The organism is Arthrobacter sp. SX1312, assembly GCF_002929295.1.
Taxonomy (GTDB): domain Bacteria; phylum Actinomycetota; class Actinomycetes; order Actinomycetales; family Micrococcaceae; genus Arthrobacter_D.
The window spans coordinates 1,155,593-1,171,458 of the sequence record NZ_PJIM01000001.1; the positions used below are offsets into that span (position 1 = coordinate 1,155,593).

General features: G+C 73.4%; 16 protein-coding genes. 11 read left to right on the top strand and 5 right to left on the bottom strand.

Annotated elements, in window-relative coordinates:
- Positions 1-69 precede the first annotated feature (69 nt).
- Positions 70-747 (bottom strand): MtrAB system response regulator MtrA, encoded by a 678-nt coding sequence (mtrA, locus tag CXQ92_RS05425; protein ID WP_104165905.1) that lies wholly within the window; start codon positions 745-747, stop codon positions 70-72.
- A 169-nt stretch (positions 748-916) separates the two neighbouring features.
- On the opposite strand from mtrA, the gene CXQ92_RS05430 reads away from it, so the two are divergent.
- The 6 genes from CXQ92_RS05430 (at position 917) to CXQ92_RS05455 (ending at position 7,516) form a co-directional block, all read left to right on the top strand.
- Positions 917-2,356: a glycerophosphoryl diester phosphodiesterase membrane domain-containing protein gene (locus tag CXQ92_RS05430; RefSeq protein ID WP_146067394.1), complete on the top strand. Its 1,440-nt coding sequence runs from the start codon at positions 917-919 to the stop codon at positions 2,354-2,356.
- A 43-nt stretch (positions 2,357-2,399) separates the two neighbouring features.
- Positions 2,400-3,059 (top strand): DUF4129 domain-containing protein, encoded by a 660-nt coding sequence (locus tag CXQ92_RS05435; protein WP_104165908.1) that lies wholly within the window; start codon positions 2,400-2,402, stop codon positions 3,057-3,059.
- Entirely contained in the window at positions 3,056-4,336 is a 1,281-nt protein-coding gene (locus CXQ92_RS05440; RefSeq protein ID WP_104165910.1) for a DUF4350 domain-containing protein, read from the top strand. The genes CXQ92_RS05435 and CXQ92_RS05440 overlap by 4 nt, the downstream gene beginning before the upstream one ends.
- Positions 4,333-5,358 (top strand): MoxR family ATPase, encoded by a 1,026-nt coding sequence (locus CXQ92_RS05445; RefSeq protein WP_104165912.1) that lies wholly within the window; start codon positions 4,333-4,335, stop codon positions 5,356-5,358. The genes CXQ92_RS05440 and CXQ92_RS05445 overlap by 4 nt, the downstream gene beginning before the upstream one ends.
- Before the next feature lie 64 nt (positions 5,359-5,422).
- Positions 5,423-6,715 carry a DUF58 domain-containing protein gene (locus CXQ92_RS05450; protein ID WP_104165914.1) on the top strand — a complete coding sequence of 431 codons (1,293 nt, stop codon included), beginning with the start codon at positions 5,423-5,425 and terminating at the stop codon, positions 6,713-6,715.
- A gap of 66 nt (positions 6,716-6,781) precedes the next feature.
- A complete protein-coding gene (locus tag CXQ92_RS05455) occupies positions 6,782-7,516 on the top strand; it encodes a DUF4166 domain-containing protein (RefSeq protein WP_258069722.1) in 735 nt (244 codons plus the stop codon).
- Positions 7,517-7,537: 21 nt separating this feature from the next.
- Here the strand turns inward: CXQ92_RS05455 and CXQ92_RS05460 are convergent, their stop codons facing one another.
- From CXQ92_RS05460 to CXQ92_RS05475, 4 genes are read right to left on the bottom strand one after another with little or no spacing between them, the layout of a single operon-like run.
- The gene (locus tag CXQ92_RS05460; protein ID WP_104165916.1) at positions 7,538-8,569 is read right to left on the bottom strand and encodes a hypothetical protein; all 1,032 of its coding nucleotides are present in this window, start codon (positions 8,567-8,569) and stop codon (positions 7,538-7,540) included.
- Positions 8,562-9,005, bottom strand: coding sequence for a chorismate mutase (locus CXQ92_RS05465; protein ID WP_104165918.1), 444 nt, complete (start codon positions 9,003-9,005; stop codon positions 8,562-8,564). Before CXQ92_RS05465 ends, CXQ92_RS05460 begins: the two co-directional genes overlap by 8 nt.
- Positions 9,006-9,048: 43 nt before the next feature.
- Positions 9,049-10,188 (bottom strand): tRNA 2-thiouridine(34) synthase MnmA, encoded by a 1,140-nt coding sequence (mnmA, locus tag CXQ92_RS05470; protein ID WP_104165920.1) that lies wholly within the window; start codon positions 10,186-10,188, stop codon positions 9,049-9,051.
- The gene (locus CXQ92_RS05475; RefSeq protein ID WP_104165922.1) at positions 10,185-11,408 is read right to left on the bottom strand and encodes a cysteine desulfurase family protein; all 1,224 of its coding nucleotides are present in this window, start codon (positions 11,406-11,408) and stop codon (positions 10,185-10,187) included. The genes mnmA and CXQ92_RS05475 overlap by 4 nt, the downstream gene beginning before the upstream one ends.
- Positions 11,409-11,511: 103 nt before the next feature.
- Between CXQ92_RS05475 and folP the strand changes: the two genes are divergently transcribed.
- From folP to CXQ92_RS05500, 5 genes are all read left to right on the top strand, one after another.
- The gene (gene folP / locus CXQ92_RS05480) at positions 11,512-12,456 is read left to right on the top strand and encodes a dihydropteroate synthase (protein ID WP_258069723.1); all 945 of its coding nucleotides are present in this window, start codon (positions 11,512-11,514) and stop codon (positions 12,454-12,456) included.
- The gene (locus tag CXQ92_RS05485; RefSeq protein WP_104165923.1) at positions 12,453-13,196 is read left to right on the top strand and encodes a pyrimidine reductase family protein; all 744 of its coding nucleotides are present in this window, start codon (positions 12,453-12,455) and stop codon (positions 13,194-13,196) included. The genes folP and CXQ92_RS05485 overlap by 4 nt, the downstream gene beginning before the upstream one ends.
- 256 nt (positions 13,197-13,452) lie before the next feature.
- Positions 13,453-14,439, top strand: a complete 987-nt coding sequence (locus CXQ92_RS05490; protein WP_104165925.1) for a J domain-containing protein — start codon at positions 13,453-13,455, stop codon at positions 14,437-14,439.
- 9 nt (positions 14,440-14,448) lie between these two features.
- A complete protein-coding gene (locus CXQ92_RS05495) occupies positions 14,449-14,916 on the top strand; it encodes a tRNA (cytidine(34)-2'-O)-methyltransferase (RefSeq protein ID WP_104165927.1) in 468 nt (155 codons plus the stop codon).
- Positions 14,917-14,935: 19 nt separating this feature from the next.
- A complete protein-coding gene (locus tag CXQ92_RS05500) occupies positions 14,936-15,793 on the top strand; it encodes a class I SAM-dependent methyltransferase (RefSeq protein ID WP_104165928.1) in 858 nt (285 codons plus the stop codon).
- Positions 15,794-15,866: the final 73 nt, after the last annotated feature.

The following is a 15,866-nucleotide window of genomic DNA, read 5'->3' on the forward strand; positions in this document are numbered from 1 at the left end:
GGCCCTGGGGCCCGGGTGTCGGCAGGAGGAAGGCGGGAGCCGGGGGAGCGGCTGTCCGCGCTCCCCCCATCAGCCCTGTCCGGCCTTGTATCCGACACCACGCACCGTCAGGACGATCTCGGGCGCCTCGGGATCGCGCTCGATCTTGGAGCGGAGCCGTTGCACATGGACGTTGACGAGCCGCGTGTCGGCTGCGTGGCGGTACCCCCACACCTGTTCGAGGAGGAGTTCGCGCGTGAAGACCTGCCACGGCTTCCGGGCGAGGGCCACCAGCAGGTCGAACTCGAGCGGGGTCAGCGAGACCCGCTGTCCCGCGCGCGCCACCTCGTGCCCGGCGACGTCGATGGTCACGTCGCCGATCCGCAGCGTCTCGGGTGCCTTGGATTCGGCGGGCCGCAGGCGGGCACGGACGCGCGCCACGAGTTCGGCCGGCTTGAACGGCTTGGGGACGTAGTCGTCGGCCCCCGATTCCAGGCCCCGCACGACGTCGGAGGTGTCCGCCTTCGCGGTCAGCATGACGATGGGGAGGTCGGACTCCGCCCGGATCTGGCGGCACACCTCGATCCCGTCCATCCCCGGGAGCATGAGGTCCAGCAGCACCAGATCGGGATGCGTCGAGCGGAACACTCCGAGCGCCGCTGCTCCGTCGGCGCAGAACACGGGGTCGAAGCCGTCGTTGCGCAGGACGATGCCGATCATTTCGGACAGGGCCTCGTCGTCGTCGATGACCAGTATGCGTGCCTTCATACCCCCATAGTGGCGTATCGACCCCGCAAAGTCCCATCCGCCACAGGGTGCGGGATGTCGCGTCGGAAACGATGCTGCGCGGCTGCCTCGAATGGGCGTCGGCCTCACTATGATGCAGGAGGGGGCCGCTGGTCGCACGCCCCCGGCGAGCATCGACCGAGGGGACGCGATGAAGGATCAGGCGGAGGGTCAGCCGGACGGCGGCCGGTCGGGCGACGGACCGCTGCCGGACCAGTCACCCGACCGGACGCCCCCTCAGCCGCAGGACGAGCCACAGGACCAGGCGCAGCAGCGGCCCGCCCCGTGGCAGGCACCGACTCCCGGCGATCCACCCTGGCAGTCCCCCGGCCGGAACACTCCCGTCGCCCCGTCCTGGGGAACGCAGCAGGCCGGTCCCACCGCGCCGGCCGACCCGTGGGGGCATCCCCCGGGCCCATCGCCCACGGGCGGCCGCGGATACCAGGGTCCGCCCCCGGGCAGCGGGTTCCTCCCCGCGCGCCCCGGACCTGCGGCGGGCAGCCAGGGCTGGGGCGACGCCTACCCACCGCAGGGCCCGTGGCAGGGCGGCCCCGGCTTCGCTCGGGCCCCCGGCTATCAGGCGCCGCCGAAGCCGGGTGTCATCCCGCTGCGGCCCCTCGGGCTCGGTGAGATCCTCGACGGCGCGTTCCAGGCCTGCCGGAAGAACCCCCTGGCGACCTTCGGCATCGCCATCCTCCTGCAGGCCGTCGTCGCGCTCGTGACGGTGCTCCTGCTCGGCAATGTCCTGTCCTCCCTGGAGGTCTTCGAATCCGCGAATCCGACGCCGGACAGCCTCGTCGGCGCCTTCGCGGGCCTCGGCGTCTTCGCGGCGGTCGCCGGGGTGGTGTCCGCGGCGGCGCTGCTGGTGCTGCAGGGGATCCTCGTGATCCCGATCGCCCGCGCCGTCATCAACCAGGCGACGACCTTCGGCCAGGCCTGGCGGCTCGCCCGCCGGCGCATCCTCCCGCTGCTCGCCTTCGGCCTGCTGGCCTTCGCCGCGGGGCTCGCAGGGCTCGCCGTCCTCGTGGGCATCTCGGCGCTCGCGATCCTCGGGCTCGAGGAATACTCGGCCCTCGTCATCGTCCCCCTCGTGCTCGGCGCGCTGGCGGCCCTGGTATGGGTGAGCACCAAGCTCGTCGTCGCCCCTGCTGCGCTGATGCTGGAAGGCGTGGGACCCTGGACCGCCGTCCGGCGCTCGTGGCAGCTGACCCGGGGCAACTGGTGGCGGACCTTCGGCATCGTGCTCCTGACGAGCATCATCGTCTCGATCATCACCTCCGTCATCTCGGCGCCCCTCTCGTTCGCGGTGACGCTCTTCTTCGGCTTCAGCACCAGTGCGTCCGCCACACCGGACGCGATGGAATCCCTGCCGGTCCTCGCCGCCTCCCAGGCCATCACGGCCCTGGTCACCGCGGTCGGCTACGCCTTCCAGGCGGGGGTCACCTCGCTGCTGTACGTCGACCTCCGCATGCGCCGGGAAGGCTTCGACGTCGTCCTCATGCGGGACCACGAGCAGGCCGGTCCGGGCAGGACGGACATCCTGCCCGGCGGCACCACCTCCTTCGGCCACCAGCCGGACGGACCGGCCTGATGCCCGACGGCGCCACGGCCGGCCCCTGCCCCGGGGCGCGCGCATGAGCGGTGGGACCCGCTCCCTCCTCACCCCTGACACGGACGAGGCGCGGCGCCTGCTCGAGGAGGAACTGGCCAGACCCCCCTACGTCGAGGCGCAGCCGGGCATCGTCGAACGCCTTCTCGCCGAGGTCCTGCGCGGCCTCGGGCGGCTCCTCGACGGGATGGGCGGACTCGCGCCGGGACCGGGCACCCTCGTGCTGGCCCTCGGTGCGGTGCTCCTCGTCGTCGTGGCCGTCGTGCTCATCAGGCCACGGCTGAACGCGCGCGGCGGGAAACAGGAGCCCGCCGTGTTCGACGACGGCGCGACGCGCTCCGCCGCCCACCACCGCGCCAGGGCCGCCTCCCTCGCCGCCGACCGGGACTGGAACGGGGCCGTCGCCGAAGTGCTGCGGGCCGTCATCCGGTCCGCCGAGGAACGCCTCGTGGTCGCCGACCAGCCCGGACGGACGGCCACGGAGGCCGCCGCCCAGCTCGGCGGCGTCTTCCCGCCGCTGTCCACCGACGTCGCCTGGCTGGCCGACGTCTTCAACGAGACCCACTACGGCAGCGGCACCGCGTCCGAGGCCGTGTACCGGCGCGCAGCCGCGCTCGACGCGCGTCTCTCCGCGGAACGCCCCACCCCGTCCACGGGCATGACGGTGCCGGCGGCACCCCGGTGATCCGCGGGCAGCGGATCTCCTCCCCGGAGCATCCCGCCGGCAGCTCCCGCGACGCCGGCCCTCCGGACGACCGCGGATCCACACCGGCCGGGCAGGCGACGGGACACGAGATCATGGGCGACGGCGGGAGCGCGCTGACGACGGCCCGCGCGAGGCTCCGCCGTTCCCTCCCCCTGATCCTCGGCGCCATCGTCCTGGCCCTGATCCTCCTGATCAACCTCCTCGCCGGTCAGGAGGAGGACACCCGCCCGCTGTCCCCGGACAACGCGGCGCCGGCGGGCGCCCGCGCGGTCGCGGAGGTCCTCGCGTCCGAAGGCGTCGACGTCGTCCGGGCCGACTCCTACGACGAGGCGGTCGCCGCCCTCGAGGAGGGGCCCGCGACACTGTTCCTCAACGACGCGCAGCAGTACCTCAGCGCCGGCCAGGTGGGAGACCTGGCCGCCCTGGCGGACCGCGCGGTCCTCGCCGCCCCGGCAGGGCGCCAGCTGACCGCCCTCGACGACGACTTCGCGCAGGTCGGCGCCGTGCCCTTCGACCTGTCCGGTGACGTCCCGGCCCTGTCCGCCGACTGCCCCGACCCGGACGCCACCGCGGCCGGTACACTCACCGCGACGGGGACCGCCTACACCGGCGCGGTCGAGTGCTTCCCCGTCGCCGTCGGGGACGCGACGGGCGGCCTGTACACCACGAGCGACGACGGGTCGATGGCCGTCCTGGGCGCCCCGTCGATCCTGTCCAACGAGGCCGTCACGGAGGACGGCAACGCGGCCCTCGCCCTGCGCGCGCTGGGGTCCTCCCCCACGCTCGTCTGGTACGAACCCACGGGGGCGGACGTCGTCTCCACCGGCGAGGGCATCGATCCGAGGACGCTCCTCCCGCCCTGGGTGGATCCCCTGCTCGTCTGGCTCCTCGTGTGCGCTGTCCTCGCCGTGCTGTGGCGCGGACGGCGCGTGGGCCCCCTCGCGTCCGAGCCGCTGCCCGTCGTCGTCCGTGCGGCGGAGACGGCGGAGGGCAGGGCCCGCCTCTACCAGGACTCCCGGGCCGTGGGTCACGCAGCAGCGACCCTGCGCGCGGCGACCCTGGCACGGCTGGCCCGCCGCCTCCGCGTGGACCGGTCCGCCTCCGCCGCGGAGGTCATCGACGCCGCCTCCCGCCACAGCGGCCGGCCGCGGACGGAACTCGAGCAGCGACTGCGGTACATCCCGACCACCAACCACCAGCTTGTGCTGTGGGCACAGGACATCCTCGACCTCGAGAAGGAGATCACGCCGTCATGAACCAGACCCGACGCTGGCAGGAAGAGCAGGAAGCCGACCTGTCGGACCAGGCAGACCGGGCCGCCGTCGACGGCGCCTCGGCGCGGGACGCCCTGCTCCGGGTGCGCGCCGAGGTGGGCAAGTCGATCGTGGGCCAGGACGCGGCCGTCACGGGCCTCCTCATCGGGCTCCTCGCCGACGGGCACGTGCTCCTGGAGGGCGTCCCGGGTGTCGCCAAGACCCTGCTGGTCAGGACCCTCGCCACCGCCCTGGACCTCGACACGAAGCGTGTCCAGTTCACCCCGGACCTGATGCCGGGTGACATCACGGGCTCGCTCATCTACGAGTCGAAGACCTCTGAGTTCACCTTCCGCGAGGGGCCGGTGTTCACGAACATCCTGCTCGCCGACGAGATCAACCGCACGCCGCCCAAGACCCAGGCGTCGCTGCTCGAGGCGATGGAGGAGCGGCAGGTCTCCGTCGACGGCGTGTCGCGGCGCCTGCCGACGCCGTTCGTCGTCGCCGCCACGCAGAACCCCGTCGAGTACGAGGGCACCTATCCCCTGCCGGAGGCCCAGCTCGACCGCTTCCTGCTGAAGCTCACCCTCCCGCTCCCCGGGCGCGAGGACGAGATCGAGGTGATCCGTCGGCACAGCGTGGGGTTCGATCCCCGCAACCTGGGTGCGGCCGGGGTGCGGGCCGTCGCGGGTGCGGCGGACATCGACCGGGCGCGGGCCGCGGTGTCCCGCGTCGCGATCGCCCCCGAGGTCCTCGCCTACATCGTGGACCTGGTCCGCGCCACACGATCCTCCCCGTCCTTCCAGCTCGGCGTCTCGCCGCGCGGCGCCACCGCCCTGCTCAACACCTCGCGGGCCTGGGCGTGGCTCTCGGGCCGCTCCTTCGTGACACCCGACGACGTCAAGGCCCTCACCCTGCCCGCCCTCCGTCACCGGGTCGCCCTGCGGCCGGAGGCGCAGATGGACGGCGTCGGCGTGGACGACGTGCTGGGCAGCATCCTCGGCTCCGTCCCCGTCCCGCGGTAGCCCCACCACCCCGCCCGAACCGGGCACGCGCCGCCGCACCCGGCGTCCGAGAGGAGTCCTTCCCATGGTCATCACCGGCCGCCTGGTCCTGCTGGCGCTGCTCGGCGTCGTCCCCGTCATCGTGTACCCGGGGGCGACGTCGATCCTGCTGTGGGCCCTGCTCCTCGCGGTGGCCGTCGGCCTCGACCTCGCCCTGGCCGCGTCTCCCCGACGTGTGGGCATCCGCCGGACCCTGCCGGACAGCGTGCGGCTGGGCGAGCAGTGCACCAGCGTCGTGGTCCTGCGGAACGACACCTCCCGCACCCTCCGCGCCACGGTGCGCGAGGCGTGGCAGCCCTCCGCGGGTGCCGTGGACCCGGAACAGTCCGTCGCCGTACCCTCCGGCGAGGCCCGGCGCCTGACGCTCCTCCTCCGCCCGACGCGCCGCGGCATCCTCCGCGTGGAGACGGTCACGGTGCGGAGCGCCGGGCCCCTCGGGATGGCCGCGCGGCAGGTCACCGTGCCGGCGCCGGGCGTCCTGCGGGTGCTGCCGCCCTTCGACTCCAAGCGGCACCTCCCGTCCAAACTGCGCCGCCTGCGCGAACTCGACGGTCGGGCCGCCGTCCAGATCCGGGGCGCGGGCACCGAGTTCGACTCCCTGCGGGACTACGTGAGGGGCGACGACGTCCGATCGATCGACTGGCGCGCCACCGCGCGTCGCCGCGACACCGTGGTCAGGACCTGGCGCCCCGAACGGGACCGCAGCGTCGTCGTCGTGCTGGACACCTCCCGCACCTCCGCGGCGAGGGTCCTCGACGAGCCCCGGCTGGACACCGGTATCGAGGCCGCGCTGCTGCTGTCCGTGCTGGCCGAGCGCGGCGGCGACAAGGTGCACTTCCTGGCCTACGACCGCAGGCTCCGCGCCCGCGTCGACTCGACGGCCAAGGGAAACCTGCTGGCCTCCCTCGTGACCGCCATGGCCCCGCTCGACGCGGAACTGATCGAGGCGGACTGGTCCCGCCTCCCCGCCCAGGTGCGTGCCGTCTCCCCTCACCGCTCCCTCGTCGTCCTGCTCACCTCGCTCGACGCCGGGGCCGTGGAGGAGGGCCTGCTGCCCGCGCTGCCGGGCCTGACCGAACGCCACGTCGTCGTCGTCGCGTCGGTGCGTGATCCGCGGCTCGGGGAGATGAGTGCGGACCGCTCGACGGCGGCCGCGACGTTCCGGGCCGCGGCCGCCGAGCGCTCCCTGCTGGACCGCGGCGCGGTGGCGCAGCAGATCCGGCTGCTCGGAGCGGAGGTCGTGGACGCGACACCCGCGGACCTCCCGCCGCTCCTCGCCGACACCTACATCAGGCTCAAGGCCACCGGGCGCCTCTGACGGGGCGTCGGCGGGTCCGTCGGGTGAGGCTCGCGGCGCACACCGGTTCCCGCTCAGGAACCGGGGATGCGAGGGAACCTCGCGCCCGCCGGCGTGGTTGACTGGGTGTCCGGGCGACGGAAGCGGACGGACATGACCTCGATCTACCAGCAGGCGATGGGCAGCGACTTCGGCCGCCTGCAGCCGGAACTGCGCGACTACTTCGGCCTGCACGCGGAGAGCGGACTGTCCGGTCACGGGCGCGGGGTCTTCGACGTCGCCGGGTGCCCGGCGTGGTTCGCACGCCCCGCCTTCCGCCTCACGGCCCTCGAGAACGCGTTCTTCCCCGAGTACGACAGCGACGTCCCGTTCACCATCCGCAACTACCCGCATACCGACCCGTTCGGGCGGCCGGCGCTCACGGCACGCCGTGAGCTGGACTTCGGGACCGCCCTGCGGGTGTTCGAGGACACGACGTCCCTGCGCGACGGCGTCCTCACCGACTACGTGGGCCGCCACCGGCGCATGGCGACGCTCCTCACCTGCTCCGCCACCGACGACGGCCGCATCCGGATGGTCTCCTCACGGACGCGCCTGTTCGCGGGCCTCCGGCTGCCGCTCCCCGATGCGCTCGGCGCGCTCGCCTACGTGGAGCAGTGGTGGGACGACGACGCCGGCCGGTTCAGGATCTGCACGCGGGTCGTCCACCGCCAGTTGGGGACCCTGCTCGTCTATGCGGGGAGCTTCGACTACGTCCTCGAGGAGTTCGACGGCGTCCTGCCCGCCGAGGTCCGGCCGCGGCGCTGGGAAGAGCGCGTCTGACCGGTGCGGCGCCCTGCGCGGTCACCCCTCGGCGCGGACCTGGTCCAGGGCGTCAGCGGCCTGCGCGAGGCGGGTGAGGGCCTGTGTCGCGCCGGTCGGGGTGAGCGTGTCGAGGCCCGGCAGGGCGGTGACCGTGAGCGAGGCGAGCGCCGCCACGGGAAGTCCGACGCGGCGCCAGGCGGCGAGCACCGATTCCACCAGGACCCTGACCTGCGGGAGCCCGGTCCGTCCGTCGAGGATCGCGAGCCAGAGCCGGCGCCCGGACTCGATGTCCCCGGCGAGGTCCTCCCACCCGCGGTCGGAGATGCGCACCAGGTCCAGGGACAGGGTGCGGGCCGCACTGGACCGTGCGGCGTCGACGGCCACGTCGCCGTGCCCCGGCGCCAGCACCGTTCCCGAGCCTCCGGCGGCGACGACGGATGCCGTCACGAGGTCCCATGCCTCGGTGGCTTCGCGGCGATCCAGCGCCCGGAGGGTGCGGTAGCCGCTCGCGGTGGGCACCCTGCCCGTGAGGACGTCGTCGGCGTCGGGTTCGTCGAACTGCACCACCACCTCGGCCCCCCGGGCCACCGCCGACACCCGACGGACGAGGTCCGCGGTGCCGGCGGCCAGCGATTCGTAGAGCTCCCGCCGCGCGCCGGGGTCGATCAGGACGCGCTCGCCGCCGTGCAGGTGGGCGCCGGCCGCCAGCGACAGCGGTCCGTGGAGGTGCAGCTTGACGCGCGGCGCAGGGCTCTCCTCGGCGCCGGCGATGTCCCCGAGGGCGTTGATGTCGGAGGACAGGGCCGATTCGGCGCGGCGCTGGTCCTTGCCCGGCCGCTGGACCAGGCGCCAGCCGTGCGGCTGGAGATCGAAGGGCAGGTCGACGAGCACACCGAGCGTCCGCCCGACGGCGTCGCTCCCGGGTCCCCGCGCCGGCAGGGACGGCAGGAAGGGGAGGTTCGCTCCCCCGAACTCGCCCCGCACGGCACGATTCGCCTCGTGCGGGTCCGTTCCCGGCCAGTCGCCGGGTGCGGTCGCCCCGACGGCGGGTCCCAGCGTCCCGTCAGGCATGCGGGCCGTGCGTCCCGGGCCCGGCGGGAGCCTCCGCTGACGGTCCGGCAGGGTCCTCGGGCGCCCGACCGGCCGCGTCGGCCGCGGGCCGGCGGTTCTCCGAGATGGCCTGATGGTGGCGGATCACCTCGGAGATGATGAAGTTGAGGAACTTCTCGGCGAACGCCGGGTCGAGCTGTGCCTCTTCCGCGAGCATGCGGAGGCGGGCGATCTGGGCCGCCTCGCGTTGCGGGTCGCCGGCGGGGAGGTCGTGTTCGGCCTTCAGGTGGCCCACCCGCTGCGTCGCCTTGAAGCGTTCGGCGAGGAGGTACACGAGGGTGGCATCGATGTTGTCGATCGAGCTCCTCACCGAGAGCAGCTCGGCCATCACCTCGGGAGCTACGTCGCCTGCGAGCGAACTGGCGGCCGGGTCGAAGCCGCTGCGTGGATGCGTCATGACTCCAGTCAAGCAGACCCCCGCAGGGCTCCGTGAACTGCGACTAGCCCCGCGCCACGGCCGGTTCGGGGCGGAGGGCGGAGCGTGCGGAGTCGATGGTCGCCTGGCCGAGCACCCGCGTGCCCTGGTACAGCACCACCGTCTGCCCGGGCGCCACCCCGCGCATCGGCTCGATGAGCCGCACCACGAGCTGCTGGACGCCGCCGTCCTCCTCGACCCTCGCGCGGGCCGCCACGGGGTCGCCGTGCGCCCGGACCTGGGCCGTGCAGTCGAATTCGACGCCGGTCCGCACGTCGTCGATGGGCACACCGGCCCAGGACACCTTGATACCCCGCATCTCGTCGATGGCGAGCAGGTGCTCGGGCCCGACGACGACCTCGTTCTGCTTAGGCCGGATCTCGAGCACGAAGCGGGGCTTGCCGTCGGCGGCCGGGGTGCCGAGCCTGAGGCCGCGCCGCTGGCCGACCGTGAACGCGTTGGCGCCCGGGTGGCTGCCGATCTTCCCGCCGTCGACGTCGAGGATGTCCCCCTCGGTCATGTCGATGCGCTCCTCGAGCCAGCCGCGGGTGTCGCCGTCGGGGATGAAGCAGATGTCGTGGCTGTCGGGCTTGTTCGCCACGGACAGGCCCCGGCGTTCCGCCTCGGCGCGCACCTCGGCCTTCGACGGGGTCTCCGCCAGCGGGAACATGGAGTGCTTGAGCTGCTCATGGGTGAGCACGCCGAGCACGTAGGACTGGTCCTTGGCCCAGTCCGCCGCCCGGTGAAGCTCGGGATTGCCGTCGGCGTCCTCGATCACCTTCGCGTAGTGGCCGGTGCAGACGGCGTCGAACCCGAGCGCGAGCGCCTTCTCGAGCAGCGCGGCGAACTTGATGCGCTCGTTGCAGCGCATGCAGGGGTTCGGGGTGCGGCCGGCGGCGTACTCGGCGACGAAGTCGTCCACGACGTCCTCCTTGAACCGCTCGGAGAAGTCCCAGACGTAGTACGGGATGCCGAGGATGTCGCACGCACGCCAGGCGTCCCGGGAGTCCTCGATGGTGCAGCAGCCGCGGCTGCCCGTCCGGAGCGTCCCGGGCATGCGGGAGAGGGCGAGGTGGACCCCGACGACGTCGTGCCCTGCCTCCACCGCGCGCGCCGCCGCCACTGCGGAGTCGACGCCGCCGCTCATCGCTGCCAATACCCTCATGAGAACCCTGTTCCTGCCGTCTGGATGGTCGATGCGTGCCCGGCCATGCCGGCCTTGCGGGCGCGTGCGTACGCCGCGCCGATGGCACCCACCACCGCGTCAACGTCGTCGACCGTGGATGTATGCCCCAGGCTGAAGCGCTGGGCGCCCCGGGCCTCGTCCTCCGTGAGGCCCATGGCGAGCAGCACGTGCGACGGCCTCGGCACCCCGGCGGTGCACGCGGACCCCGTGGAGGACTCGATGCCCGCGAGGTCCAGGAGGAACAGGAGCGAATCGCCTTCGCAGCCCGGGAAGGTGAAGTGGACGTTGCCGGGGAGCCGGGCGCCCTCGGGCGCCGGGTGCGGGACACCGCGCAGCACCGCCTCCGGGACCTCCCGGCGGATACCCGCGACGAGCCGGTCCCGCAGCGCGGCCAGTCGGGGCGCCTCGTCACCGAGGTGCGCGACGGCGTCACCGGCCGCTGCGGCGAACGCGGCGATGCCCGCGCCGTCGAGCGTGCCCGAGCGGATGTCGCGCTCCTGCCCGCCGCCGTGCTGCACGGGGGTGAGCGTCACCGCGCGTCCCACGAACAGTGCGCCGACCCCCACCGGGCCGCCGATCTTGTGGGCGCTCACGGCCATGGTCGCGAGTCCCGACCCGGCGAAGGAGAGCGGGAGGGAGCCGAAGGCCTGCACGGCGTCGCTGTGGACGGGGACGCCGTACCGGGCGGCCTCCGCGGTGATCTCCCGGACGGGCTGCACGGTCCCGACCTCGTTGTTGGCCCACATGACCGTCACGAGGGCCGTGCGGTCCGGGGCCTCGGCGAGCGCAGCCCGCAGGGCCTCGAGGGAGACGAGGCCGGTGGTGTCGACCGGCAGCCACACCACCTCGGCGCCTTCATGGCGCTCGAGCCACTCCACGGTGTCCTGCACGGCGTGGTGTTCCACGGAACTGCACAGGATCCGGGTGCGGGAGGGGTCCGCGGCGCGGCGGGCCCAGAAGAGTCCCTTGACGGCCAGGTTGTCCGCCTCGGTCCCGCCGGAGGTGAAGACGACCTCCGAGGCGTGGGCCCCGGCGGCCGCCGCGATCGTCTCGCGGGCCTCCTCGACGGATCGCCGGGCGCGTCGGCCGGAGCCGTGGAGGGAGGAGGGATTCCCGCTCCGGCTGAGTTCGCGGGTGAGGGCGGCGAGCGCGGGCGCCGAGATCGGCGTGGTCGCCGCGTGATCGACATACACGGGCATGCTCCGATTCTACGGGCGTCGCGCGGGGCCGCCGATTCCGGTGGTACGCGTCACGCGCCGCTTCTCCGGGCGGCCCGCCGGCCCGCAGTGGTAGAAAGACAGGGTGGACAGTCATGCAGCGGCTCCTTCCCCGTCCGGCCCCTACCTCCCCGGTCTCCGGCACGCGGTGCACACCTTCGGCACGCGCACCCTGGACTTCGACCGCCAGGTCGCGCTCATGGCCGTGATCAACCGGACACCGGACTCGTTCTACGACCGCGGGGCGACGTTCGCGCTCCAGGCCGCCGTCGACGCATCCCTGCGGGCGGTCGACGACGGCGCCGACTGGGTGGACATCGGCGGCGCGCCCTTCTCGCCGGGAGACGCCGTCCCCGTGTCGGAGGAGATCGACCGGATCGTCCCCGTGATCAGCGCCGTGCGCGCGGCGTCGGACGTCATCATCTCCGCGGACACCTTCCGGCCGGAGGTCGCCCGCCAGGCGCTCGCCGCCGGGGCCACGGTGGTCAACGACACCACGGGACTGCGGGACCCCGACATGGCCGCGGTGGTCGCCGAGGCCGGCGCGCACCTGGTCATCACCCACAGCCTTGCCGCTCCGCGCACGGTCTACCCGCGGCCCACGTACGACGACGTGGTCCGCGAGATCACTGACTTCCTCCTGCGGAAGGTCGACGACGCCGTGCGGCTGGGCATCCCGGAGGACCGGATCCTCCTGGACCCCGGGCACGACCTCAACAAGAACACGCTGCACTCGCTCGAGATCACGCGCCGACTCCCCGAGATCGCCGGACTCGGCTTCCCCACCCTCGCCGCGGTGTCCAACAAGGACTTCATCGGCGAGACGCTCGACCGCCCCAAGGGCGAACGCGTCGAAGGATCGCTCGCCGCCGCCGTGATCTGCATCCTCGGCGGTGCCCGCGTGGTCCGCATGCACAACGTGGCGGCGTCGCGGGCTGCGATCGACATCACCGAGGCGGTCCTCGGGTGGCGGCAGCCCGCCTACCTCAAGCACAACATGGGCGAGGTCAACGAGCCGGTGACCCGATGATCACCTCGCTCATCCCGCCTACCGGCGCGGCGGTCGACCACGACGCCCTGCACCGTATCTACGCCTACCCCGCCACCAACAGGCCCTACGTCCGCTTCAACTTCGTGGCCGCGGCCGACGGAGCCGCCACGAGCGGCGGCTTCTCCGCAGGACTGGGGAACGACGGCGACAAGCGCATCTTCGCGGTCCTGCGACGCCTCGCCGACGTGGTGCTCGTGGGGGCCGGCACGATCCGCGCGGAAGGCTACGGGGGTGAGCTGGTCGACGACGACGCCCGCTCGTGGCGCCGCGCCAACGGGCTCGCCGCGCACCCCGCCGTCGCGGTGATCTCGGGCAGCCTCGACCTCGACCCGTCCGGGGACTTCCTCCGGGAGGCGCCCGTCCGCCCGCTCATCCTCACGAGCGCCGCGGCACCGGCGGACCGGCGCGCCGCCCTGGAGCGGGTCGCGGACGTCGTCGACTGCGGCGCCGACACCGTGGACGCGCCGGCCGTGCTCGCCGAGCTCGGACGGCGCGGACTGCCGAAGGTCCTGTGCGAGGGCGGGCCGGCCGTCCTGGGGGACTTCACCCGATCCGGGGCCGTGGACGAGCTGTGCCTGTCGATCAGTCCGCTGCTGGCGGGCGGCGACGGACCGAGGATCGCCGTGGGGCGCAGTCCGGAGGACGCCGTCGGCCTGACGCTCTCCTCCCTGCTGACGGAGGACTCCGCCCTCTACACGCTGTACCGGCGCGCGGACTGAGTCGGGACCGCGGCGGGACCACCGGGCGGGTGGGCGAACTTCTCCGCCCGCCGCGGCGTTGTACCAGGGCCGGCACCAGCAGGCACTCCTGTCGGGACGGCGTCCACCGCGGGAGGGGGCGGCCGCCGGGACGACCGCTTTGGTCCGGGCCCGTCCGTGCCCCTAGTGTCAGGTGGAAGCGCAGGACCGCCGCCAGGGTCGCGGCTCCAGGAGCGGCTCCTGGTCCGCCGGGGCGCACACCAGAAAGGGCCGATGGATGGCAGAGGCAGGACGGAAGTCGTACTACGACATCCTCGGGGTGCCCCCCGAGGCCGGTGCCAAGGACATCAAGGATGCCTACCGCCGTGCGGCGCGCGCAGCGCACCCCGACCTCGGGGGTAGCGCGGCCCGGTTCCACGACGTCGCCGTCGCCTACGAGACGCTGAGCGACCCCCGGCGCCGCGAGCGCTACGACGCGGACATCGGACGCGGGCGGGCCTCGACCACGGGAGACACGGGAGGCACCGGCCGCACCCCCGGCGCGGCGGCGACGGCCGGCCGCAACGGGGCGCCGGCCCCCCGCAGCTCGACGCGCACGAGCGTCGAGGACGAGGAGGCCGCGCGGTCCGCGCCGATCTACCTGCCGCCGTTCTCGCCGTCGTCCCCACCCGCCGTGCCCCTGATCCTCGCCGGCCGGCAGCTCCATGGGGCTCCCCGACAGCCGGGCATGTTCGGGAGGCTCTCCTCCGGCGTCCGGGCGAGGACCGACGGCGAGCTCCGGACCGCCGCGCTGCTCGAGCGGGCGCTGCTGTCCACCTACCCGGCCGCGCGCCTGGTCAACGGCGTCCGGTTCGACGACCGCGACGGGACGACGGCGGGCCACGTCCTGCTGGCCGGCTACCGGATCGCGGTGATCGACTCCTTCACCGCGTCCCCCGGCAACTTCTCCTGGGACGGACAGTCCCTCCGCCACCAGGGCCGTCCGGTGGAGTTGCCGGTGCCGCGGACGGTGCGCGCGGTGCAGGAGCTCTTCCCCGAATGCAACGTGGCCGGCTGGGTGGTGATCCACGGGGCACCGGACAACCCCTTCGCCCCGGTGATCGACGTCCCACCGGGCTTCGACCGCGCCTCGACGAGCCTCGTCCAGGTGGTGAATGCCGGTACCGCCGTCCGCACCATCCGCTCCTTCCTGTCCTCGGGCCCCACCCCGAACGTCGTGCAGCTGCCCGTGCTCGAGCGCCTGCTGGCCGCGGCCGGAAGCTAGGATGAAGCCGTGTTCCGCATCCTCTTCCACACGCCCGAGATCCCCGGCAACACCGGTGCCGCCATCCGGCTCGCAGCCGTCGCCGGCGCCGAACTGCACCTCGTCGAGCCGCTGGGCTTCAGCCTGGAGGATTCGAAGCTGAAGCGGGCGGGGCTCGACTACCACGACCTCACGGTGCTGCACGTGCACAAGAGCCTCGACGACGCCTGGGCCGCCCTGCAGCCGGGCCGGGTGTTCGCCTTCACGTCCGAGGGCGACGTGCCCTACACGGACATCGCCTACGAGCCCGGGGACGTGCTGCTGTTCGGGCGCGAGTCCGACGGGCTGCCGTCGGAGGTGAAGCAGGACCCCCACGTCACGTCCAGGGTCCGCGTGCCCATGCTGCCGTCCCGTCGATCGCTCAACCTCGCCAACACCGCATCCATCGTCCTCTACGAAGCCTGGCGTCAGCAGGGCTTCGCGGGGGCCCAGCGATGATCCACGCCTAGGAGCCCCGATGTCCGCTCGTCATGCCGCAACACTGCCCGACGGCGGGGCCGAGGACCACGACCGCCTCGCTCCGGCCGTCTGGAACCCGGTGGGCAACGCGGTGGTCGCGGCCGCCGACATCCTCGTCGGCGAGCGCGTGCTCGACGTGTTCGCAGCAACGGGCACGGGGACCATCCCTGCCGCGCAGCTCACCGGACCGGACGGACGCGTCGACGCCGTCGACCGCTCCCCGGCCATGCTGGACCTCGCCGAAGCCAAGGCGGAGGCACTGGCCCTAAACGGCGTCTTCTTCCATCGGGTGGACCCGGCGGAGTGGACGCCCGACGCGCCGTACGACGCCGTCGTGAGCTGCTACGGCGTTCTCCTCCTCGAGGACCTGGACGCCGGCATGGACCGGATCGTCGGCCTGCTGCGGCCGGGCGGGAGGATCGCCCTGAGCACCTGGGACGACGGCGCCCTGGAACGGTTCGGGGGCATCCTCCTCGACGTCCTGCGCGAGGTCCTCCCCTCCGGCACGGACGAGGACGGCGCCGACGGTATCCACGGCCTGGAGGCGTCGGGGCGGTCGTCCGGGACGGCCTTCGTCGAGAACTGCAGGAGACTGGCCTCCGTGGAGCTCCTGACAGACTGGCTGCACGCGCGGGGGCTGACGAACGTGCGGGTCGAGCAGTTCGGGCTGACGGTCCCGCTCGACCCGGACGGCGCCTGGTCCCTGGTGCTCGGCAGCGGATTCCGCGGGCTGCTGCCCGACGACCCCGAGATTCTGCTGCGCGTGCGGTCGGTCTTCGCGGAGCGGCTCGGCGACGCCTTCGTCCTCGACGCCGACTCCCTGATCGCGGTCGCCGATTACCGGCCGGCGCAGTAGGCGTGCCGGCCGGACCATCCACCGGCCGTGCAGCTTCGAATACCCCATGTCAGCGGGATGGTCAAAACCAGCG

Bases quoted from the DNA above. Each gene is read 5' to 3' on its own strand.
- mtrA (WP_104165905.1), bottom strand. From the start codon at position 747: ATGAAGGCACGCATACTGGTCATCGACGACGACGAGGCCCTGTCCGAA.
- CXQ92_RS05430 (WP_146067394.1), top strand. From the start codon at position 917: ATGAAGGATCAGGCGGAGGGTCAGCCGGACGGCGGCCGGTCGGGCGAC.
- CXQ92_RS05435 (WP_104165908.1), top strand. From the start codon at position 2,400: ATGAGCGGTGGGACCCGCTCCCTCCTCACCCCTGACACGGACGAGGCG.
- CXQ92_RS05445 (WP_104165912.1), top strand. From the start codon at position 4,333: ATGAACCAGACCCGACGCTGGCAGGAAGAGCAGGAAGCCGACCTGTCG.
- CXQ92_RS05450 (WP_104165914.1), top strand. From the start codon at position 5,423: ATGGTCATCACCGGCCGCCTGGTCCTGCTGGCGCTGCTCGGCGTCGTC.
- CXQ92_RS05455 (WP_258069722.1), top strand. From the start codon at position 6,782: ATGCGAGGGAACCTCGCGCCCGCCGGCGTGGTTGACTGGGTGTCCGGG.
- CXQ92_RS05460 (WP_104165916.1), bottom strand. From the start codon at position 8,569: ATGCCTGACGGGACGCTGGGACCCGCCGTCGGGGCGACCGCACCCGGC.
- CXQ92_RS05465 (WP_104165918.1), bottom strand. From the start codon at position 9,005: ATGACGCATCCACGCAGCGGCTTCGACCCGGCCGCCAGTTCGCTCGCA.
- mnmA (WP_104165920.1), bottom strand. From the start codon at position 10,188: ATGAGGGTATTGGCAGCGATGAGCGGCGGCGTCGACTCCGCAGTGGCG.
- CXQ92_RS05475 (WP_104165922.1), bottom strand. From the start codon at position 11,408: ATGCCCGTGTATGTCGATCACGCGGCGACCACGCCGATCTCGGCGCCC.
- CXQ92_RS05485 (WP_104165923.1), top strand. From the start codon at position 12,453: ATGATCACCTCGCTCATCCCGCCTACCGGCGCGGCGGTCGACCACGAC.
- CXQ92_RS05490 (WP_104165925.1), top strand. From the start codon at position 13,453: ATGGCAGAGGCAGGACGGAAGTCGTACTACGACATCCTCGGGGTGCCC.
- CXQ92_RS05500 (WP_104165928.1), top strand. From the start codon at position 14,936: ATGTCCGCTCGTCATGCCGCAACACTGCCCGACGGCGGGGCCGAGGAC.